The 20869-nt window shown below is 42.3% G+C and carries 19 protein-coding genes; 9 read left to right on the top strand and 10 right to left on the bottom strand.

What is annotated here, in order from left to right; genetic code table 11:
- The first annotated feature begins 199 nt into the window (after window positions 1-199).
- Window positions 200-418, top strand: coding sequence for a DUF2788 domain-containing protein (locus ACT3QN_RS09005; RefSeq protein WP_101205310.1), 219 nt, complete (start codon window positions 200-202; stop codon window positions 416-418).
- A gap of 148 nt (window positions 419-566) precedes the next feature.
- Here the strand turns inward: ACT3QN_RS09005 and ACT3QN_RS09000 are convergent, their stop codons facing one another.
- Genes ACT3QN_RS09000 through cmoA form a run of 3 tightly spaced genes read right to left on the bottom strand, consistent with a single transcriptional unit; the run spans window position 567 to window position 3608 of the window.
- On the bottom strand, window positions 567-1694 hold the full coding sequence (locus ACT3QN_RS09000) for a DUF1176 domain-containing protein (protein ID WP_444523099.1): 1128 nt from the start codon (window positions 1692-1694) through the stop codon (window positions 567-569).
- Window positions 1695-1728: 34 nt separating this feature from the next.
- Complete coding sequence (gene cmoB / locus ACT3QN_RS08995) at window positions 1729-2772, bottom strand: tRNA 5-methoxyuridine(34)/uridine 5-oxyacetic acid(34) synthase CmoB (RefSeq protein ID WP_444523098.1); 1044 nt, start codon at window positions 2770-2772, stop codon at window positions 1729-1731.
- 50 nt (window positions 2773-2822) lie between these two features.
- Window positions 2823-3608, bottom strand: a complete 786-nt coding sequence (gene cmoA / locus ACT3QN_RS08990) for a carboxy-S-adenosyl-L-methionine synthase CmoA (protein WP_444523097.1) — start codon at window positions 3606-3608, stop codon at window positions 2823-2825.
- Between the two features lie 285 nt (window positions 3609-3893).
- Here cmoA and msrA point away from each other — a divergent pair, with 285 nt between their 5' ends.
- From msrA to ACT3QN_RS08970, 4 genes are all read left to right on the top strand, one after another.
- The gene (gene msrA / locus ACT3QN_RS08985) at window positions 3894-4415 is read left to right on the top strand and encodes a peptide-methionine (S)-S-oxide reductase MsrA (protein ID WP_444523096.1); all 522 of its coding nucleotides are present in this window, start codon (window positions 3894-3896) and stop codon (window positions 4413-4415) included.
- A 164-nt stretch (window positions 4416-4579) separates the two neighbouring features.
- The gene (gene tmpT, locus ACT3QN_RS08980) at window positions 4580-5239 is read left to right on the top strand and encodes a thiopurine S-methyltransferase (RefSeq protein ID WP_444523095.1); all 660 of its coding nucleotides are present in this window, start codon (window positions 4580-4582) and stop codon (window positions 5237-5239) included.
- A 40-nt stretch (window positions 5240-5279) separates the two neighbouring features.
- Window positions 5280-5993 (top strand): DUF1499 domain-containing protein, encoded by a 714-nt coding sequence (locus ACT3QN_RS08975; protein WP_444523094.1) that lies wholly within the window; start codon window positions 5280-5282, stop codon window positions 5991-5993.
- A 232-nt stretch (window positions 5994-6225) separates the two neighbouring features.
- Entirely contained in the window at window positions 6226-7686 is a 1461-nt protein-coding gene (locus tag ACT3QN_RS08970; RefSeq protein WP_444523093.1) for a lytic murein transglycosylase, read from the top strand.
- Window positions 7687-7800: 114 nt separating this feature from the next.
- Here the strand turns inward: ACT3QN_RS08970 and ACT3QN_RS08965 are convergent, their stop codons facing one another.
- The 4 genes from ACT3QN_RS08965 to ACT3QN_RS08950 all read right to left on the bottom strand — a co-directional run bounded on the left by ACT3QN_RS08965 (window position 7801) and on the right by ACT3QN_RS08950 (window position 11451).
- The gene (locus tag ACT3QN_RS08965; RefSeq protein WP_444523092.1) at window positions 7801-8100 is read right to left on the bottom strand and encodes a hypothetical protein; all 300 of its coding nucleotides are present in this window, start codon (window positions 8098-8100) and stop codon (window positions 7801-7803) included.
- Between the two features lie 193 nt (window positions 8101-8293).
- Complete coding sequence (locus tag ACT3QN_RS08960) at window positions 8294-9304, bottom strand: DUF4062 domain-containing protein (protein ID WP_444523091.1); 1011 nt, start codon at window positions 9302-9304, stop codon at window positions 8294-8296.
- A gap of 171 nt (window positions 9305-9475) precedes the next feature.
- A complete protein-coding gene (murI, locus tag ACT3QN_RS08955; protein WP_444523090.1) occupies window positions 9476-10459 on the bottom strand; it encodes a glutamate racemase in 984 nt (327 codons plus the stop codon).
- Window positions 10460-10671: 212 nt separating this feature from the next.
- Window positions 10672-11451, bottom strand: a complete 780-nt coding sequence (locus tag ACT3QN_RS08950) for a DUF1285 domain-containing protein (protein ID WP_444523089.1) — start codon at window positions 11449-11451, stop codon at window positions 10672-10674.
- 551 nt (window positions 11452-12002) lie between these two features.
- Between ACT3QN_RS08950 and ACT3QN_RS08945 the strand changes: the two genes are divergently transcribed.
- Window positions 12003-13640 carry an electron transfer flavoprotein-ubiquinone oxidoreductase gene (locus ACT3QN_RS08945; protein WP_444523140.1) on the top strand — a complete coding sequence of 546 codons (1638 nt, stop codon included), beginning with the start codon at window positions 12003-12005 and terminating at the stop codon, window positions 13638-13640.
- A 136-nt stretch (window positions 13641-13776) separates the two neighbouring features.
- Here ACT3QN_RS08945 and ACT3QN_RS08940 read toward each other — a convergent pair whose 3' ends face one another.
- Window positions 13777-15273 (bottom strand): alanine/glycine:cation symporter family protein, encoded by a 1497-nt coding sequence (locus ACT3QN_RS08940; RefSeq protein ID WP_444521267.1) that lies wholly within the window; start codon window positions 15271-15273, stop codon window positions 13777-13779.
- A 750-nt stretch (window positions 15274-16023) separates the two neighbouring features.
- Here ACT3QN_RS08940 and ACT3QN_RS08935 point away from each other — a divergent pair.
- The 3 genes from ACT3QN_RS08935 (at window position 16024) to ACT3QN_RS08925 (ending at window position 18874) form a co-directional block, all read left to right on the top strand.
- Complete coding sequence (locus ACT3QN_RS08935) at window positions 16024-16284, top strand: DUF4212 domain-containing protein (protein ID WP_444523088.1); 261 nt, start codon at window positions 16024-16026, stop codon at window positions 16282-16284.
- A gap of 3 nt (window positions 16285-16287) precedes the next feature.
- Window positions 16288-18156: a sodium:solute symporter family protein gene (locus ACT3QN_RS08930; RefSeq protein WP_444523087.1), complete on the top strand. Its 1869-nt coding sequence runs from the start codon at window positions 16288-16290 to the stop codon at window positions 18154-18156.
- 169 nt (window positions 18157-18325) lie between these two features.
- Window positions 18326-18874, top strand: a complete 549-nt coding sequence (locus ACT3QN_RS08925; RefSeq protein ID WP_444523086.1) for a hypothetical protein — start codon at window positions 18326-18328, stop codon at window positions 18872-18874.
- Window positions 18875-18931: 57 nt separating this feature from the next.
- Here ACT3QN_RS08925 and ACT3QN_RS08920 read toward each other — a convergent pair whose 3' ends face one another.
- Together ACT3QN_RS08920 and ACT3QN_RS08915 are read right to left on the bottom strand one after the other, a co-directional pair.
- Window positions 18932-19537 carry a rhomboid family intramembrane serine protease gene (locus ACT3QN_RS08920; RefSeq protein WP_444523085.1) on the bottom strand — a complete coding sequence of 202 codons (606 nt, stop codon included), beginning with the start codon at window positions 19535-19537 and terminating at the stop codon, window positions 18932-18934.
- Between the two features lie 40 nt (window positions 19538-19577).
- A complete protein-coding gene (locus ACT3QN_RS08915; protein WP_444523084.1) occupies window positions 19578-20630 on the bottom strand; it encodes a 5'-nucleotidase in 1053 nt (350 codons plus the stop codon).
- Window positions 20631-20869: the final 239 nt, after the last annotated feature.

The following is a 20869-nucleotide window of genomic DNA, read 5'->3' as shown; positions in this document are numbered from 1 at the left end:
TCTTATCGTTATCTTGATTTAGGCTGACTAATATCAATGAGGCAAAACTGATAAATAACTCATAACGTGAATTGTAGCGTTACTGTTGCTCAATACTGGGCAGTCGTTTATACCTGACTGCTTCCACGTTATAATAATGGTTTGTACGGCTCTTCTAAAATATAGAAGACGCATTACTACTCTATTATAGGATCACGCCATGTTTGCTATTGCTGCCAGTACTGTCACCAGTTGGGGATTGTACGTCTTATTACCAATATTCATCGCTTTCTTGTTTTTTATTATGTGGGATATCTCTAAAACGTCTGAAGCTGGTCGTGCTGGTACTTTTTGGATATTCCTAGCCCTAGGCGCAGGTTCTGTTGGTTTTATCCTTAAGATAGTCATGGAAGTCGCTTTCAAAAAATGGTTAATCTAATTAGCCATTCTCAACGTTTATCTTGTGGCACAGCTTGCGATATAAATAGAAAGGTCAAAGGCTATATAGCTTATGACTGCTGCGCTTTATAAGGTATTAGCCTTTTAAATTAAAGTCTTTTAAACCACAGTCTTTTGGATCAAAAAAGCTATCGAGCCTTAGCATCATTTTTTATAACCTGACTCACATAAGTTGGTAGGTCCCACGCTCCACCAGCAAAACCTCGGCACATGCCTGTACTAGACTCTTCGCTCTTAGCAAATGTCTCACCATTCCATGTCCACGTAGTACGGTTCCAGCAGTCACCAAGGCCTCGGTCTTTGTGAGTGGCCGAAATCTCACCATCAAAATAATCATTTCCTGCTGTGGTGATAAGCGTAGGGTTGCTAGGTCTTGCATTATCAATGAGCCAATAGCCGTTACTAGAATTGTAAGCGCCTAGCCAGCAAGTATGCGCGGCTAACGTATAGCTATCGTCAACCGGTATAAAGTCCCAACCAAGCATCGTAGAGCCATATTTTGACATACGCTGATATGTTTCAGTCTTTGGGTTAATCAGCTCACAGTCGCCCATTACGTCCTTAGACCCTATAAGCTGCTCGGCATCAATATCAACCCACTTATCAATATTTTTATGAAAATAGGCCAGCTTCGATGGAGCGAGTGTTTTGTTGTCTTTTGCTGAATACGTAAATCCTTTTTGAATGATTGGTTTTGGCAAAGCTACTTTAGGACGTTGACGATTTTGGTTATTCTTACTGACCAATGCTATCGACGTCCCTACCCGACCTTGTACATCGTCTAGTTTTAGCAGTACTGCCGACATACCTTTATCGCTGATCTGCCATTGATTGTCGCCTGCTCTAATCGCTATCTTAGTCGCGATACGAGCATGGTCAAGCAGTGCTTGGGTCTGCTTGGCTGACAAGTCATATAATAGACTGTCTTCTTTGTTGGATTGCAGCACACCATAGCTTTTATTGTTCAGCCAAAGTTCAACACGCTTAAGGTCGTCTAGCGGCACCTCTGATATAAACTGAATTTGCGTTTTTGGCAGAGCTGCTTTTGATAATGCTGTAAACAAGATTGAGGCAGGCTCATCTATTAGCGCTTCACTTGCGTATCCAGCAGCTCGGCAAGTCCGCGTATTATCACAAACCACTTGCCAGTCGTCTTGTACAAAGCCCCAACCCTCGGATACAGTCCCATAACCTGCCATAGCAGGTAGCGATAGTAAGCTGATAGTAGCTACGATCAAAGTCTTTGATGTGCTCATAGTGCTTTCCTTATGTTAGCTACCACCATCAATGTTACTTTTTAGCAATCAAAGTCGCACGCATGGGAGCAGGATACCCTTCGACGGTCTTGGTCGAATCATTAGGATCTAAGAAGTCTGCTAACGAATGATAGGTCATCCATTCGGTTTGTCTTTGTTCCTCGGTCGAGGTGACTGCTACATCGACGCAGCGCACATCTGAGAACCCTGCTTTTTCTAGCCAACCAATTAATGCCGCCACCGATGGCAAGAAATACACGTTATTCATCTGTGCATAACGGTCATGTGGCACCAGTACGGTATTGGCATCACCTTCAATCACCAAGGTTTCTAGTACCAATTCACCGCCTTTGACTAACTGCCCTTTGAGCTGTTGTAAATGTTCAAACGGTGACTGGCGATGGTACAGCACACCCATACTAAACACAGTATCAAACAGTTGACTGTGCTCAGGTAACGCTTCGAGCGGTACAGGAATATAATGCGCTTTATAAGCATCTGCTGTACCAACGAAATGACGAATCGCCATAAACTGATGATAAAACAAGCAAGAAGGATCAACGATAATGACCGTATCCGCCCCTGCTCCTGCCATACGCCAACCGTGATAACCAGAGCCACCGCCTACATCTAACACACGGCGACCATCTAATCTACTCAAATGCGGTGCAACTCGCTGCCACTTCCAGTCGCTATGCCACTCGGTATCAATCTTAATGCCTGACTCGCCATCGCCGATTTGACTACCGATCTGACCACCAATTTGAAAAGGTCCTTTGCGCCATGGCATCAGTTGCTTTAGCAGTGCTGTTGTTTGTTTACGCTGAGACTCATTTAGATCTGCCTCAATCGTCACTGTATCGCTGTTTAGATCGACGTTGTTTATGGTTAGGTTTGGCAAACGAGCAACCGACGCTTGGTAGGCAGGCGCGTGCGCATAGTTCGCTTTGTTTTTTATGTCACCTAGCCACGTTGGTAATTGCTTAAGCCATTCATAAGCGCTCGGCTGCTGCTGTGCCAGCTCTAGCAAGGTTAGATATAGTTCACGTTCGGCGTTGATGATAGTGTCGTTGAGCATAAAAGCAGGTTACCTTATTGATTAAGAAATAACTGTGTAAAAAGTAAGGATTATTTAAACGCCACCACAGACACAAAATTCAAAAACTGAAACCACGTCAGGTGACGTTTAAAACCAACATCACTCAAACGTGCATGATGCTCGTCTAAGGTATCAGTAATCAATACATTCTCTAGTGCATTACGCTTACCACTAATCTCCATCTCCGTATAACCATTGGCGCGTTTAAAATCGTAATAACGCTCCACCAGCCATGCATCGTACTGCTCGTCAAATGCGTGAGTTTTTTCAGTTAACACTAATATGCCACCTTCACTCAGTGCCGCATAAATCTTCTCTAATACCGCCACTCTATCAGCCGCTGGTAAAAACTGTAGCGTTAAGTTCAAAATCACCATATCGCAGGGTTCAAGCTCCACATCTCGAATATCCGCGGTGACTACTTCGATATCGTGCTCAGAATAGTTCTCACTCAGTAACGTGGTCGCTTCTGTCGTCATCGCTGGTGAGATATCAATGGCTTTGATTTGCAAATCTTGTGGTTCAAATTCACCAGCTAATGTCATACTCGCGGCGCCCAATGAACAACCTAAATCATAAATACGGCTAACACGTTGACCGCTATCGCTCTGCTGACGGTACTTGCAGTGACGACGAGCAAATATTGGCAACATCGCCAGCACCTGACCATAACCAGGCACACTGCGACGAATCATATCAGGAAAACAAGCCACTACCTGCTCATCAAAGGAAAAGCGTGCCGCTTTATCCAGCGGTGTGGTAAACGGTTTGTCAAATAGGGTGTCATGTTTGACAGTAGGCTGGGATTGGCTCATAGGACGACTCGTTTTTTAGAATAGAACTTAATAAGAAATAGCTGATGAGCTGGCTCATCATTGTCAGTTGATAAATAAGCGACGTAGCAAAATCCCATTATAACATTACTGTTTGTTACTTATCGCCTTTGGCTCGCCTGCTAAGCTGAATAACCTACGAAACTGAATAAATAATGCTAAGGGTGATGAGACGTTGAAAACGTGATGTTGAAAAATAACATTGAAAAACGAAACCATTGCTACCAAATATAGCACTTACCCATATTTATAATAATAGGAAAAATTATGCAAACGATCGTATTAGGCGGCGGCTGCTTTTGGTGCACCGAGTCCGTATTTTTATCAGTAAAGGGCGTGCAATCTGTCGTTTCAGGCTACATGGGCGGTGATGCTGTTTCTGCCAATTATGAAGCCGTCTGCAGTGGTACGACTGGCCATATCGAAGTCATCAAAGTCGAATTTGATGAGTCCATCGTCCCATTAGAAGTAATACTTGATGTCTTCTTTGCGACGCACGATCCCACCACGATGGATCGTCAAGGTAATGACGTTGGTAGTCAGTATCGCAGTGTAGTCTTTTATACCGAAGACGGTCAAAAACCGACTGTAGATCGCACTATTAATAAGTTACGCGATATGGGTGTGGACGTGGTGACGGAAGTACATCCTGCCGTTGAGTTCTATCAAGCAGAAGACTCACATCAAGACTTCTTTAACAGAAACCCAGGACAGGCTTATTGCAACTTTGCAATCCCACCAAAGCTAGCCAAGCTGCGTCAAGAGTTTAGTAAATATATGGTTAGTTAAATTGAATAAGACATTATTCACTCAAAAGATTTTTTAGCCTAATGTGAGATACCAGCCAAACACTTATACTATAGGTGTTTGGCTTTTTATTATTTTCTCCTTTGATATATCAGATTAATATTAGAATCTCTTATATCAAAAACGTGCAGATAAAGGATTACAGCATGAACCCTGAGTTTTGGCATAAACGTTGGAAAGAAGGCCGTATTGGATTCAATCAATCTGCGGTCAACCCATTGTTGATTGAGTACTTTAACCGCTTAGATATACCGACTGGTAGTCGTGTTTTCGTTCCGCTATGTGGCAAATCAATCGACATGGTTTGGCTAGCCACGCAAGGCTGTGACGTGGTAGGCGTTGAGTTGGTCGAAACAGCCGTACAAGAATTTTTTGCCGAGCAAAGCATCGAACCTACTGTCTATCAACAGGCAGACAATCCAACGATTAAATACTATCAAGGTCAGTTGTCGGGACAAACCATCACTTTATGGGTCGCTGATATTTTTGGCCTGACAGCGGATGATATTGGTAGTATTGATGCCGTTTATGATAAAGCCGCATTGATTGCCCTACCAGCTGATATGCGCGTACAGTATAGCGAGCAGATACGTAAAATTAGCGGCAAAGCTTCACAATTATTAATCACGCTTAATTATGACCAAAGTAAAAAAAACGGACCGCCTTTTTCTATCAATAGCGAGCAATTACAGCAATATTATGGCGATCACTATCAAATTACCAAACTCACTAGCGAATCGGCTTCTATAGGCTCCGCCTCTGACTTAACCGTGACAGAGCATGTATGGTTGTTAAGTGATAAATAGAATATACTTCGCATCTATCAAAAAATAAATGAGCGTCCTAATGAAAATTTTAGTAAGCATGATAAGCTTAATCGCGTTTTTGCTGGTTGCACTACCAGCACCACTTCATAAATTCGGGTTTTTAGACTTAGGCACTGCAATGACAGGGTTTAAGTTCGGTCTGTTTGTTGGTATTGCAGCTCTCGTACTACTTGCTATCCAAGTTATATTCAAACGTAAAACGGTCAGCTTTGCTAGCGCAGCAATAGCCGTTATATTTTCTGCAATTGCTATCGCTCTGCCACTCGGTATGATGAATAACGCCAAAAGCGTACCGCCGATTCATGACATTTCAACCGATCTAGTGAATCCACCTAAGTTTGTCGCGATTGTGCCACTACGTGCAGATGCATCAAATCCAGTCGAGTACGCAGGCGCAGAAATTGCTGAACAACAGCGCACTGCCTATCCTGACCTGCAGACGTTGACCTACTCTCAATCACAGCCTGAATTGGTTGACGCATCCAAACAAGCCATTGAAAATTTAGGCTGGGAGCTTGTCAATACTGATGCTGACAAAGGCATCATTGAAGCCACAGATACCACCACTTGGTTTGGCTTCAAAGATGATGTGGTGGTTCGTGTAACCGATAATGGTGACGAACGCTTAGTCGATATCCGTAGTAAATCACGTATCGGTAAGAGCGATATGGGTAAAAATGCAGCGCGTATTCATAGCTTTATAAAGGAACTAGATAGCATGTTGGCTAAATAATTAAATATCTATCAATAGCTAAAATTAGATACTTTATGAGCTATGAGTGTTTGTCTATTGTAGCTCAGTGAAATCCTCTTTTAATCTCACGGCAGCGTCAATTTATCGTAACCATTTATAACCTTGGTACTTCGACAGCTTTTCTTTACTGTTTAGATTGGTTACTCTACGTTAATATCATTTTTCGTCTTTTATCTCTCAATAACGATTTTAACGTTTATAGGATATTTTCATGCGTTTGACTTCCTTATCTACTTTGTCGCTGCTTGGTGTTGCTGTCGGCATCAGCTTAGCAAGCACAGCCCAAGCTGCCCGACCAGAAGCACCAAATTTATCTAATGCTGAATTCCAACAATGTCTAGATGGACTAAAAAACTCTAGTAAATTCCGCGGCGTGGATAGTTTTACTTTTAACAACTACCGTCCTAGCCAACCTGATCCTAGCGTGATTCAATCGCTTAACTATCAGCCAGAGTTTCAAAAAGATGTCTGGGATTATTTATCAGCACTAGTCGATAAAGAGCGTGTCGAAGATGGTATCCGAGCCAAACGTCAATGGGGTTCAACCCTACGTCAAATTGAGTCGCGTTATGGCGTAAAAGCTGAGCATGTACTTGGTGTCTGGGGCGTAGAGTCTAACTTCGGTCAAACGTTAGGTAAAAAGCCGTTATTTGAATCTTTAGCAACATTGTCTTGTTTTGATCGTCGTCAGAGCTATTTCCAAGGTGAATACGCCAATGCGCTAAAAATCGTGCAAAATGGCGATATCGCACCCAACGATATGACCGGCTCATGGGCAGGCGCCTTTGGGCAGACACAGTTTATGCCGAGTACCTTTTTAGAATTGGCCGTAGATTTTGATGGTGACGGTCGTCGTGACTTGGTCAATAGCGTCCCTGATGCACTCGCTTCTACGGCGAACTTCTTGGACAATCGCGGCTATCGTACTGGCGAGCCTTGGGGTTATGAAGTTAAACTACCTGATGGGTTCTGGGCCGCTTCTAATCGTAAAGATAAAAAATCGATAAGCCATTGGCGCAACCAAGGTCTGACATTGGCTAATGGTAGTCCGTTACCCTCTGACTTAAACAGTGCAGGCTTATTACTACCAGCTGGTATAGAAGGCCCTGCTTTCCTAGTAGGTAAAAACTTTGATACGTTTTACTCTTATAACGCTTCAGAAAACTACGCACTGGCGATCGCACACTTATCAGATTTGATCACTCGTGAAGACAGTAGCAAAACAGACTTTATCACTGCGTGGCCAACAGACGATCCTGGTATCAGCCGCCAGCAGGCTAAAGACATTCAACAAGCATTGCTAAACGCAGGTTATGACATTGGTGGTGTCGATGGCATTATCGGAGACAATACTCGTACCGCTATTCAGCAATACCAGACTAGTCGCGGTATTTTCCCAGCTGACGGACGTGCAGGTCAGAAGTTCTATCGCGCAATCGTTGGTAATGCAGCACCAAGTCAACCTCAATACGGTCAGCCTGCAAACAGTAAACCCTTGAATCCTACACCTGCCGATCGCATGGGACAGTTAATTCAACAGCAAACGACTGCGCCTAGTAGCTACTCCTCTCAACCATCCGTGAGCTCGTCAACTTCTAGCAATACACGTTATCGCCGCGTTACTGACGCTGATGGCACTATCAAACTTATTCGTATAGACCAAGGTTCATAGTAGCAAGATAAGTAATGCTATTTGAGCGCATCAAAAAAGCCACGCTATTGTTAGCGTGGCTTTTTTGATAGACAGTTACTAAAACAACCTATCTACTTGACCTAATAAACGTATCTAAACAATAGGTGGTGGCTTAGGCTGACCATTGTCGCCATTCCAATTTTCACGAGCTTTGTCGTCTAAATCAGCAGCAGTTTTTGGCTCCCACTTACCGTTTTCTTTCCAAGTCGCATCACCCCAGTCTTCATCTTCCGCTTTATTATCCAAATCTTTGTAGGCTTTGCTAGGATCTATACCGCGGCGTTTCATATCAGCTACCTGCTCTTCTAACGTATGAAACTGATCAGCATCATGCATCGACTTTTCTAGATCATCAATATCTCTTTTTAATTCGTCATTTTTAGCATTGCTCATCGTACGCTCTCCCTAATTATTAATTGTCATTCTAAAACAGCTAATGCTGTGAACATAGTTAACTAACTGACTTTATTATTACGGGTCTGAGAAATATTCACAAGCATTGCACGTATGCTTTGTATTACAAAACGTAGCCATGATGCCAAAGTGGACGTTTTATATAAGTGTTATTGAGCACGCTATCAAATAATTATGAGTATTGTTCGTCCGTACTCGAGGTATTATTTTGCAGTAGGTTTTTTGCGTAGAAGGTAAGCTTCCAAAGCTCTTGCGAAACCCGAGTGCCATACGTCATCAGTTGTATCCAATTTGCACCGACTAGCTTACGTTGCAAATTATTGATATCAGCTTGAGAGATTTGGCAGCGTGAGACAGCATGAACGTTTGGCATCTCTTTTTTGATATCTATTTCCGCTTTAGAAGTAATCAAGCGATTGATAGCATTTTGCAAGCCATAGCTCGAAAAAGTAGACGGTATTCTCGTGAGTGTCATGAGTATCTCGTGCCATGAGAGTGTGAGGGATCTGGTCACGTCCGTTAGATTACCACCCTCATAAGCTTGAGCACTATATTGAATCTCAAAAAACTCTGTTAATTCAAGTGGCTCACTAACTTTATCCGATATAAAGTCTTCGTCATCAGGACTATTTTTTTCTACCTTAGTAGTACGAAGTAATACATCGACTGGCTTCTCATGAACGACCTTTTTACTAATAGTACTCTCTTCATCATTCGCTCTGACCCAGCCACCTACCATTCTATTGTTGGCGACTGCATTATAATGAGCTTGTACCAATAGTGGCTCGATATCTTCTTCTGTATCATAGTAATGTAGCTGGTTATCTTGATTGGTGACTAACTTAATAAATTCTTGAAGTTGTCGGCTGATGACGGCGTCTTGAGAGTAGTTTTTAACCAAAACGAGTAGTGGCTTAAGCTTTGCTTTAGCATTAAGATAACTCAAGTGCATCTGGCTGACACCGTTTTTTTGAACAGTCCCGTAGCTGTCGCCAACAATCATGACTGCATAATCACAAGAGTCAATACACTGGCGCCCATAAAAAGAGGCTTTAGATAACTTACTAGAAACATCATAGGTCAGAAATGCGCGTGCCTGAAAGAATATCGCTAAGCTGTCTAGAACCAACAACTGGTCGTTGTCAGCGCATATAATATGAATATGATAGCGACGTTTCGGCACAATTACCTCTAAGCGTATGTCGTGACATAAAAAGGATAGGGTGTGAGATAGAACACAAAAATCTTGTTTTGCTCAGCCTAGCATACTCTTAGCTTAAAAAGATGCACTCAATTTATTTTAACTGAGTCAGCGTTGCATACAGCGTATTGATATCACTAGTTTTGATAATAACTAGTCAGAATAGTATTGTAATGCCATCTCTGTACCAAGTAAGCGTTCAACTAAAGCGCATAGTCTATCACTATATTTAGTAGCGTGAAAAGTTAATGGTGATCTAGTAATGGTGTTTGTCGGACTAGATTTTGGTGTCAGACTTTTCTGTCTTTCGCTCATACACGATGCAGATAAGTTGTTTGCAATCAATAGCTGTCTAACCCGTTCAGCAATCGCTTGACCAGAGTCAATGACTTGTATTGATAGCTGCTGTTGTGCAATCTCAGCTAATAAAAATGTCTTAAAAAATGGATAATGTGTACACCCTAACACTAACTGATCGACACCTTCATTAGCAAATATTCGTACCTGTTGACGTAATCTATCGGCTGTCTCGTCTTGTTCTGACATACCTGCTTCCACCCAAGGCACCAGTTGTGGATCAAAATACTTAGTGACTACTGTGTTATTAGGTTTAGCAAAATTGAGAATAACGTCATTTAACAAGGTACCGTTCAAAGTTGCTTTGGTCGCTAGCACCGCTACGTGACCGCTCTTACTCAATAATACCGCAGGCTTTAATGCAGGGACAAGACCCACAATAGGTATATTCGGATAGCAGCGTCGGGCAGTATCTAGCGCATATGCTGAAGCGCTATTGCAAGCAATAACAATTAGCTTACAGCCTTGCTGATGTAACCACTCTACAGCCTTTAACGTCAGTACTTCAATATCTTCGCTATCACGATTGCCATAAGGTACATTTAGCGTATCAGCATAATATACGTAACGCTCAGTAGGCAGTTGCTGTGCTAAATGCAAGTAAACAGACAAACCACCAACACCAGAATCGAACAGCCCAATGGGCGCGCTACGGTTTTTATCGCTTACAACTTTGTTGCCAGTATGTTTATTGATATTTACTAGATCAATAGCTTTTAGACTCTGGTCAACAGATATATCGGCACATATTCTAAATTTTTTGGTGGTCTTATTATTCATGATATCCATGTTTATGCTAATGCCGTTATCATATTGTTCATCAATTTTATTGTCCAGTTAAATGCGCTATATATCGCTTGTGTGGCATTACTCTATCTCGGCTGTTTATTAGCCGTCTTTAGATGATAAGAGTTTTTCAAATCCATGCTTAGACGACACTATAAAATTATAGCACTCATCGGCATACAGCAATTAATAGATAAACATAATACCTAATTAGTGGGCATTGATAATAAATAAGACTGGTCGCCACTTTGTAGCGTTAATATTGTCTTACCATTGTCTTCTGATAACGCTCCGATTTCAGTCAGATGATAAAAAGTATTGCGGCCGATAAGCGCAGTCAATCCATTTCTAACCATCATGTAGGGGCGTACCTGTTCTATAGACGCTGAATCTTGAGAGTCTACAACATCGTCAGCTGTATTCAGCTGATTCGCTCTGTTATCATTAAAGTCGCTGTCATTAGAGTTGATATCATTAAAATCGCTCTTATTAGAATTATATGCCTTTAATACGACTGGATGCTCCTCGTCTAAGCGAACTACGTCCCCTGTCGTCGTTGTAAACTCCAACCAACTCATATCATCTTCATGGACAATACCGACATCATTTATCAGAAGTGGTGCATCTTCTACTTGGATACGGATTTTCTGTACAGGGGTTTTTAGAAAGTACTCAGTAGTGCCATTATTTTCTTCTTTCCATAGTATCGTGGCAAACAAGCTGACCAATGACTCACGGGTCATTTGACCGCCTTCATGCCACCACTCTCCGTTTGCCTTGATAGTCAAATCCATATCGGCAATATCTTCAGGATGCCACCTTTCGAGCGGTGGTATCGCACGCCCTTCGCGAGTCCCTTTCGCAGACTTAATATATTGGCTTAGTGCATCCAAATTATCTAAGTTATCTAGGCGAGACGTCTTACTGGTTGGGGCTTCTGTTACTTTCTCATGACTGTCTTCAACGTTATTATTATCGTTATTCATTATTAATTCCTTTATTTAGTATCCAAAGTTTGGCTTATCTATTATTACTATAAATTTTTGTTTCAGGTATGATGACACTTTATCGTTATAACAACTTCATTTTCTTAACATTACCTTAGCATCGATACTCACAAATGCGTATCGTGTTTGTAGGACTTTTCTTTTATAATGAGTAACGATTTTTTATTGAAATGGTCAAGTGGGTGTTGTATTGATGACACATCTTACGTTATGCGTTGATATCCTTAGATAAATTGGTATTAACCATAACGGGTCAATTGATGCCGCAAAGACAGTTTTATCGGGCAGCCATATGTCTGAGTGACGTTAGCGCCGCAAGTCTATTATTCAGTTGTTAAGCTAATGATGCCCTGAGATAAGCCACTAAAAGTTTAGGAGTAGGTATGCAAGAGCAAGACAATCAAACGCCAGTTATTGATGGTAATACTGTAAATGCTGACGCACCAGTAGCAACAGAGACTGCAACGCTAGATAAAGCAGAACCAGTCGTAGAGCCAGTTGCCGCTGAACCTGAAATCGAACGCGAATCAATGGAGTTCGATGTCATCGTCGTTGGTGGTGGACCTGCAGGTCTATCTGCTGCCATACGCTTGCGCCAGCTCGCTATTGAAGCTGGTAATGATGAGTTTATGGTTTGTGTGGTCGAAAAAGGCTCTGAGTTTGGTGCCCATACGTTGTCTGGTGCAGTCATTGAGCCACGCGCTCTAAATGAGCTAATTCCTGACTGGAAAGAAAAAGGCGCACCGCTTAACGTGCCAGCGGCAGAAGATCGTTTCTATTATCTAAACTCTGCCACACGTTCAACTAAAGTGCCTGACTCTTTAATTCCAGGACCGATGCATAACGATGGCAACTATATTGTTTCGCTAGGTAATGTCGTTCGTTGGTTAGCAGTACAAGCAGAAGAGCTTGAAGTCATGATGTTCCCAGGCTTCCCTGCTGATGACATCTTATACAATGATGACGGTTCGGTACGAGGTGTGTTAACTGGTGATATGGGTGTAGCCGCCAATGGTGAAGCCAAGCCAAGTTTTGAGCCTGGTTATGAGCTCCTTGCAAAATACACTATTTTTGCTGAAGGTAGCCGTGGGCATTTAGGCAAACGCTTAATCAGCCGCTTCGATCTAGATAAAGACTCTGATCCTCAGCATTATGGTATCGGTCTAAAAGAGCTATGGGAAGTTGAGCCTGAAAAGCATGAGCAAGGCGTTGTTATGCATGGTCTTGGCTGGCCATTGACTGAAACTGGCTCGACTGGCGGCTGGTGGTTGTACTTTGATGAAAACAACCAAGTAAGCTTTGGTCTTGTGGCTGATTTGTCTTACCACAACCCTTACATGTCGCCATTTGATGAAATGCAGCGCTTGAAAACGCACCCTGTTATCAAAAACGTTTTAGAAGGCGGTAAGCGCATTTCTTACGGCGCACGTGCTCTGACCAAAGGTGGCCTAAACTCATTACCGAAGTTCACCTTCCCAGGTGGCGTGTTGGTAGGTGATGACGCTGGTTTCCTAAACCCAGCAAAAATCAAAGGTACTCATACCTCGATGAAGTCAGGCATGCTCGCAGCCGAAGCTATCTTTGAGGCGCTGCAAGCTGAACGTCAGCATGATGAAGTGGTCGCGTATAGCACAATGTATAAAGAATCGTGGTTGTATCAAGACAACTATGAGTCGCGCAACTTCTCACCTGCTATTCACCGTATGGGTCTGCTCATGGGCGGCGCTTTCACCTTTATCGAGCACAACTTGTTAAAAGGTAAAATGCCACTCACTTTGCATGACAACATTCCAGACTACGATCAGTTGGAACGTGCGAATCATGCTTATCAACCAACCTACCTTAAGCCTGATGGTAAGCTGGTGTTTGATAAGTTGTCGTCGGTATTTATTTCTAATACCAACCACGCAGAAGATCAGCCAACGCATCTAAAACTTACAGATTCAACAGTGCCTGTATCCATCAATTTACCACTGTATGCTGAGCCTGCTCGTCTTTATTGCCCAGCGGGTGTATATGAAGTGGTCAAAGACGCTGAAGGTGCTAAGTTTGTCATTAATGCACAGAACTGTGTGCATTGTAAAACTTGTGATATCAAAGACCCTTCACAAAACATCACTTGGGTAACCCCAGAAGGTGGCGGCGGTCCTAACTATCCAAACATGTAAACCAGAATGATGCTGGTTTGAACTGGTACAGTTAGTATTATTAAAACTGTGCTCCAATAAAAACCGCCTTTTTCTTATGAAGAGAAAGGCGGTTTTTTAATGCTTGAAACAAACGATTTTTACTCATCAATACTGCTTAGTCTGTCCAAGCATCACGATTGGCTTCATCTTTGAGTTTTACAAAGTCATCTGGATTAAACTTAATTTGATCACCTGTTTTACCTTCTTTCACCTGACGCTCATAGTCACGCAGTATTCTTAATGCTACAGGAGACAACATTAAGATAGCCACTAAGTTGACTATCGCCATCATACCCATAGACAAATCAGCGAAGTTCCATATGGCAGGTAGACTCGCAACTGCACCGATAAATACCATACCTAAAACAAGAAAGCGGAAAATCATGATCATTACTTTGGCATTTTTGGCACCAGAGATAAACTCAAGATTTGACTCACCATAGCTGTAGTTGGCGATGATAGACGTAAATGAGAAAAAGAAAATAGCAATCGCCACGAACACCACACCTAGGTCACCCACATACTGTGATAAAGCCAACTGAGTTAGCTGAATACCTTCTTGCTCGACGTTAGGATCGACCACACCAGACAAGATAATAATCGATGCCGTCGCGGTACAAATGATAAGGGTATCCATAAATACACCTAGCATCTGCATGAAACCTTGCACTGCTGGGTGATCAGGATGACTTTTTGCCGTTGCTGCAGCATTCGGCGCTGACCCCATACCCGCTTCGTTAGAAAACAAACCACGTTTAATGCCGTTGATCATTGCCTGCGCAATACCATAACCAATAACACCGCCTGCCGCTTGCTCAAAGCCAAATGCTGATTTTACAATCAACGCGATCGCTGCCGGGAACTGGCTGAAGTTAGTCACGATAATAAATACTGCTAGCAAAATGTACAAGATAGCCATCACTGGTACGATTTTACCCGCGATACGAGCTACTGAGCGCAAACCACCGAACACCACTGGTGCTACTAATACTACCAGTACTAAACCTGTCATCCACGTTGGCACACCAAAAGCTTCATTAGTCGCTTGAGCGATGGTATTTGACTGTACGCCATTGAACGCCAAACCAAAGGCTACTAACAAACATAATGAGAAAAACACTGCGAGCCAGCGTTTGCCTAGACCTTTTTCGATATAATAAGCAGGGCCACCGCGGTACACATTATCATTGTGTGGTACCTTGTATGCCTGTGCTAGGGTTGACTCGATAAAACTGGTCGACATACCGACAAGTGCCGTCATCCACATCCAAAATACAGCACCTGGGCCACCCAAATAAATTGCAATTGCCACACCTGCCAAATTACCAGTACCGACACGCGCTGCTAGTGACGTCATCAATGCTTCAAATGAGCTAATACCACCATCTTTGCGTCCTTGGTTAGACACACGTAACAACTTCCACATATGACCAAAGTGGCGAAACTGAATAAAACGTGTCGCGACGGTGAAGTAAAGACCCGCACCAATTAGTAAGAACATCAGTAGTCCATACCAAGGGTTGCTAGCTATCAGCCAGTCATTGTTACCCCAGATAATACCGACACCATAATTTACGATGTTATTAAACCAACCTACTATCCCTTCGTTCATATGGGCTCCTTATTCACTCTTTATATGCATTACTTAAGTTTCATATCGATATCATATTTTGATTGCTATGGACTGTAATAGTTTCTACGCAAAATACCTGATACCAAAAGACATGTGCATGATATAGATATTGAGCGACGTGCGACCATCACGTTTACTTATCGACTTCGTATAATTATTTTTAAAATAAATAATGCTTATGTTTGATATTATATAGAATAGATTAAGTGACAATTTAACCGCATAAACTACACAGCTGCCGTACTGTTTCCGTAACGTTTGGTTTTTTAATGAATACGCCAAAAACTAATTTTTGGTAATTTATCTATAACTCATGCGTAGTTGTTTGCAATAATGTTTATTAAACCGTGCTAATATAAATTTTATATCCGCTTATGCTGTTTTATAGTGATCAATATTATTAGTCAGCACAATAGGTTAGAACGTTACAAACATTAAAACTCTTGTCAGGAAGACGAGATTGTTAGAAAGACACTGGATAGTCCACCCTTCTGTCTTCCTCAAGAAACATTGTTTTACCATTCGATGGTTTAGATTAATGTGATGTTTAAAGTGTTAGTTATTTTATTTGAAGTAGAGAACTAACGAATAGTAAACGTCTTATCACGTATCATCGTTTTCACTATATAAAGCAGTATCTGGCTATTTTTTATGTTTGTTTGATAAAAAATAATTGCAGTTCTTTTTATATTGTTGGTATTTTTTAGGGAAGACAAAAGGAGTTGTCCCATGAAAGGTCATAACGATCCATCCGGTTATTGGCGTGCCAATGTCCGTCTCATCTTAGGTAGCCTAGTAGTTTGGGCACTATGTTCTTATGGTTTTGCTATTTTATTGCGTCCTCTGTTAGCCGGCATCAAAGTCGGGGGCACTGACTTGGGCTTTTGGTTCGCCCAGCAAGGTTCCATCGGGGTGTTTATCATTTTAATTTTCTTCTACGCATGGCGTATGAATAAATTAGATAAACAATATGGCGTAGATGAGGAATAGACCATGAGTCAGTATTTAGTTAATATTATTTTCGTAGGCCTATCTTTCGCTCTGTATTTTGGTATTGCGATTTGGGCTCGGGCTGGGACGACCAGTGAGTTCTATGTGGCGGGCGGTGGTGTACATCCCGTAGTCAACGGTATGGCGACAGCTGCTGACTGGATGAGTGCAGCATCTTTTATTTCCATGGCAGGTTTGCTTGCTGCTGGCGGTTATGGCGCATCGACCTACTTGATGGGCTGGACAGGTGGCTATGTGCTACTAGCCATGCTACTGGCTCCGTACTTACGTAAATTTGGCAAGTTCACTGTGCCTGATTTTATTGGCGATCGCTTTTATTCAAAAACCGCTGCAATGATTGCCGTGGTTTGTTTGATTATCGCCTCTACCACGTATGTTATCGGTCAGATGACAGGTGCTGGTGTTGCGTTTTCACGATTCTTAGAAGTAGAGAACGATACAGGTCTTATTATTGCGGCGATTGTTGTATTCTTTTACGCGGTTCTTGGCGGTATGAAAGGGATCACCTACACGCAGGTTGCGCAGTATGTGGTTCTGATGATTGCCTATACCATTCCTGCTGTTTTTATCTCACTTGAATTAACAGGCAATCCAATTCCAGGTTTGGGTTTATTTTCAAACCATATCGATTCTGGTATCCCTATCCTCACCAAGCTTGATCAAGTTGTGACCGATTTGGGATTCACAGCATATACCGCTGACGTACCTAACAAGCTAAACATGGTACTGTTCACCTTATCACTCATGATTGGTACAGCGGGTCTCCCTCACGTTATTATTCGCTTTTTCACAGTTCCTAAGGTTGCCGATGCACGTTGGACTGCTGGTTGGACGTTAGTATTTATTTCATTACTATACTTCACAGCACCTGCTGTTGGCGCAATGGCACGCTTAAACCTTATCGATACTATCTACCCTCAAGGTGTTGCAGAGCCTGCAATCGACTATGACCAACGTCCAGACTGGATGAAGACTTGGGAAGATACTGGCCTAATTAAATATACCGACCTCAATAATGATGGTCGTATTCAGATGTACAACGATAGTGGATTAGGCGCTGCAGAAGTAGCATTGACCAATGCACAGACCGAAGGTGGTGATGTAGGCGCTGCAACGACTGCAGTTGAAACAGCACGTGCTGCGCACGACTTAGAACTTGATGGCCGCTTTGCAGATGCAGGCTGGGCTGGTAACGAGCTCGACGTCAACGCTGATATCTTAGTATTGGCTAACCCAGAAATTGCACAACTACCCTCTTGGGTTATTGGTCTAATCGCCGCAGGTGGTCTCGCTGCTGCACTATCAACTGCTGCTGGTCTATTGCTCGCTATCTCGTCAGCGATTAGTCATGATTTAATCAAACGGAACCTGAATCCAAACATCACTGACAAAGGGGAGCTCAAGGTCGCGCGTATCACGATGGGTGTCGCGATTGTAGTTGCTACTTACCTAGGTATGAACCCACCAGGGTTTGCCGCACAGGTAGTTGCGTTGGCGTTTGGTATTGCTGGTGCCTCGCTCTTCCCTGCATTAATGATGGGTATTTTTTCCAAACGTATCAACAACCTTGGCGCGATCGCGGGTATGTTGACAGGTTTGACTACTATTTTGATTTACATCTTCGTCTTCAAAGGTTGGTTCTTTATCAGTGGTACTGCCAACTTCCCTGATACAGCAGAATACTGGTTATTTGGCATCTCACCATTATCGTTTGGTGTGGTTGGAGCACTGCTTAACTTTGTCGTTGCATTCGTTGTTTCTTATGCAACCAAAGCGCCACCACTACACATTCAAGAATTGGTCGAAAGCGTTCGCTCACCACGTGGTGCAGGCGGTGCAGTCGACCATTAATCTGACGAATGATGATATGCCTTCTGTTACTATATATCACTCACTGGCAGCCACTGCTGGTGAGTGATTTTTTATCTAAGGCTTATTAGGATAATATTTAGATTATGTTTTTACTTTATCCAATTGAACATACCTGACTAAAAGTGCCTAGCGCATTAAGGAATATTTTATGCTTTTTGAGTTTATCGCTACTATAGCTGCCGCATTTGGAATGGCTGGATTGGCATTGATCATAACTCACCTCTGTAAGCTGTCAGGTAAGCGCGCGCCAAAATGGTTGATTCCTTTGTTTGCTGCGATTGGTATTTTTGGGTTTCAAATACATCAAGAATACAACTGGTACGGTCAACAAGTCCGTCAACTGCCGGATGGTGTTGAGGTTGTAAAGACTGCAGAAAGTGCAGAATGGTTTCGCCCATGGTCTTATATCAAACCGCAAGTCTTACGCTTTATTGCAGCAGATACGGGCAACGCCAGCATGCATGCTGACAATCCAGACATGCACTTAGTCAATTTGTATTTGTTTGAAAGACGCAGAAGTGTACAGAAGATTTTACAAGTAATAGATTGTACTACTCCTGCCCGAGCAGACTACGTGATACCCAAAAAAGGTAGTACGCTGACGGTTGATGAACACGTTAAACAAACCACTGCATGGCGAGAGCTAACCACAGACGATCCTTTATTTATCAAGATATGTACTGATAAGAGCGTTTAATGAAATAGCACTCAGTATGACGATAGTGGATCATTGAATACTGATAATAAACTGCTGTTAGTAGCGCTGAGAAGATGCAGAGTACGTATGTTTTGAATTGGCTCCTAGCAATAGACCAGCGCACAAACCACCAAAATGTGCCGCAAACGAGATACCTTGTTGCGGCATCAATCCTTGCTTAATTGTCAGCCAATAACCAGTTCCCATGACAATACAAGCTATCAGGTAACCCCAGCGCCGCGCAAATATAGCCCCACCTATCATATAACCTAGCATTGCAAAGCATAGCCCTGATGCACCAATATGAATAGAAGATGGCGACCCGATAACCCAAGTGACCAGTCCTGATGCAACCACCAGTTTAATCACCGTGCGATAAGCATTCTTCTCAAACAGCCCAAACAAAAAAAGAATCTGTAACAGCGTCACCGTATTGCCAGTCAAGTGTGACAAATTGCCATGCATGGTCCATGAAGCAAATACCCCTATCATACTACCCACATCTAAAGCACGCGGCACGATACCAAAGATGTTCCACATTCCAAATAAAGCAACTTCATTCAGAAAAAACATACCCCACATTGGTATCAGTACAAAAGCGTATAAACCAATAACCTGCTTTATTCGTACGACAATCAAGTTAAGCAATTGCTGCCAATTCATATACTATCTATCCTTATCACTTAGACTTTTTATACCTACTTTAATGATTTACAGCAAACAGTGGACGCATAGCGGGTTTGAACGATAAAACGGATGCGTCTTCATCGGCAGTGAGATAGTTGTCACCATGCAATAATGACGTCGAATGATAGGGAACTAAGGCCGTAGGAATAAAACGACGTGCCGCATCAATATGCTTAATTGAGTCATCAAAGAAGATATGTGGTGCAAATGTTCTGAGTACTGCTGTTTTCTCTAGCCCTCCCAAAAAAAACGCCATATCAACGTTCACGCCCCACTCTCGCAAGGTCTTGATAGCACGCAAATCTGCTGGCGCATTGCGCGCTGTCACAAGCGCAATTTTTATTGGCGAGTATTTGAGTCCAGCAGGGAGACGCTCTTGTAGATTTGATAATTTAATCAATAATTCAGCATAAGGGCCTTTTTCAATCGGTAAATCGCGCATTTGTGTTTCACGATCATGAAAGGCTCGTAGCCCTTTTTGTTTGTATAGCAGTTCACCTGAGTCATCAAAAAGCACCGCATCACCATCAAAGGCAATACGCAGCTGCTCAGTATCCAACTCATAAGTATTGACAGGTGTGGCGTCCAATATGGCACAGGCACATATATTGGTATCCGCCACTTGCTGGGCATCTTCGCGATTAGTGGTCAAAAAGAGGTCGACGTTAAAGTCTTTGATATAAGGTGCAACTGGGCTACCTGAAATAAAGGCTGAACGAGAGATATTGATACCATGTTCTAAGATTGCATTGAGCACCTGAATACCTGTATCTGGACTGCTTTTTGAAACGATGACAACTTCGACTAATGGTGTTTCAATTTCTGAATCTTGTACATCGCTATTATCACAATATTTATTCAGATTTAGTAATGCTTTGATCAGCGGGTAACCTGCACCAATATTTAAGGGATTATTTTCACGCTCGGTCATGTACTCCCTAAATTCTTTTATAGCACTTGCAGGTCGTTGCTCTAGCAGTTCTAGCAAATAGTTTTCTGACTCCGTTAAATCAAAAAGTGCTGTTGCAGAAATTGCAACGATAAGCGTATTACTAAAATCGACAGCCATGACTATCTCTACTTATAAAATTATATAGGGAAATGAATACAAACCAGTTTACTACATTCACAGGCCTTTATAACACTAAGAAAAGTTGTCATCAGGCAGCGTCATAGATTGTGAGTTTATAAAATACCCCTCTCTTAATTCTTAGACAAAATATCGACCAATAAAAATAAAAAAGCCATACTGCTACATCAGCAATATGACTTCATACAATAATTCTATAAACTAGGGTTTAGGTTCAG

The organism is Psychrobacter sp. AOP7-C1-14, from assembly GCF_052376135.1.
Taxonomy (GTDB): Bacteria; Pseudomonadota; Gammaproteobacteria; order Pseudomonadales; family Moraxellaceae; genus Psychrobacter.
This window is presented reverse-complemented; position numbering and strand designations above follow the sequence as displayed.

What these genes read in the sequence shown, in the direction of transcription:
- ACT3QN_RS09005 (WP_101205310.1), top strand. Translation starts at nt 200, where the DNA reads ATGTTTGCTATTGCTGCCAGTACTGTCACCAGTTGGGGATTGTACGTC.
- ACT3QN_RS09000 (WP_444523099.1), bottom strand. Translation starts at nt 1,694, where the DNA reads ATGAGCACATCAAAGACTTTGATCGTAGCTACTATCAGCTTACTATCG.
- cmoB (WP_444523098.1), bottom strand. Translation starts at nt 2,772, where the DNA reads ATGCTCAACGACACTATCATCAACGCCGAACGTGAACTATATCTAACC.
- cmoA (WP_444523097.1), bottom strand. Translation starts at nt 3,608, where the DNA reads ATGAGCCAATCCCAGCCTACTGTCAAACATGACACCCTATTTGACAAA.
- msrA (WP_444523096.1), top strand. Translation starts at nt 3,894, where the DNA reads ATGCAAACGATCGTATTAGGCGGCGGCTGCTTTTGGTGCACCGAGTCC.
- tmpT (WP_444523095.1), top strand. Translation starts at nt 4,580, where the DNA reads ATGAACCCTGAGTTTTGGCATAAACGTTGGAAAGAAGGCCGTATTGGA.
- ACT3QN_RS08975 (WP_444523094.1), top strand. Translation starts at nt 5,280, where the DNA reads ATGAAAATTTTAGTAAGCATGATAAGCTTAATCGCGTTTTTGCTGGTT.
- ACT3QN_RS08970 (WP_444523093.1), top strand. Translation starts at nt 6,226, where the DNA reads ATGCGTTTGACTTCCTTATCTACTTTGTCGCTGCTTGGTGTTGCTGTC.
- ACT3QN_RS08965 (WP_444523092.1), bottom strand. Translation starts at nt 8,100, where the DNA reads ATGAGCAATGCTAAAAATGACGAATTAAAAAGAGATATTGATGATCTA.
- murI (WP_444523090.1), bottom strand. Translation starts at nt 10,459, where the DNA reads ATGAATAATAAGACCACCAAAAAATTTAGAATATGTGCCGATATATCT.
- ACT3QN_RS08950 (WP_444523089.1), bottom strand. Translation starts at nt 11,451, where the DNA reads ATGAATAACGATAATAATAACGTTGAAGACAGTCATGAGAAAGTAACA.
- ACT3QN_RS08945 (WP_444523140.1), top strand. Translation starts at nt 12,003, where the DNA reads ATGGAGTTCGATGTCATCGTCGTTGGTGGTGGACCTGCAGGTCTATCT.
- ACT3QN_RS08940 (WP_444521267.1), bottom strand. Translation starts at nt 15,273, where the DNA reads ATGAACGAAGGGATAGTAGGTTGGTTTAATAACATCGTAAATTATGGT.
- ACT3QN_RS08935 (WP_444523088.1), top strand. Translation starts at nt 16,024, where the DNA reads ATGAAAGGTCATAACGATCCATCCGGTTATTGGCGTGCCAATGTCCGT.
- ACT3QN_RS08930 (WP_444523087.1), top strand. Translation starts at nt 16,288, where the DNA reads ATGAGTCAGTATTTAGTTAATATTATTTTCGTAGGCCTATCTTTCGCT.
- ACT3QN_RS08925 (WP_444523086.1), top strand. Translation starts at nt 18,326, where the DNA reads ATGCTTTTTGAGTTTATCGCTACTATAGCTGCCGCATTTGGAATGGCT.
- ACT3QN_RS08920 (WP_444523085.1), bottom strand. Translation starts at nt 19,537, where the DNA reads ATGAATTGGCAGCAATTGCTTAACTTGATTGTCGTACGAATAAAGCAG.
- ACT3QN_RS08915 (WP_444523084.1), bottom strand. Translation starts at nt 20,630, where the DNA reads ATGGCTGTCGATTTTAGTAATACGCTTATCGTTGCAATTTCTGCAACA.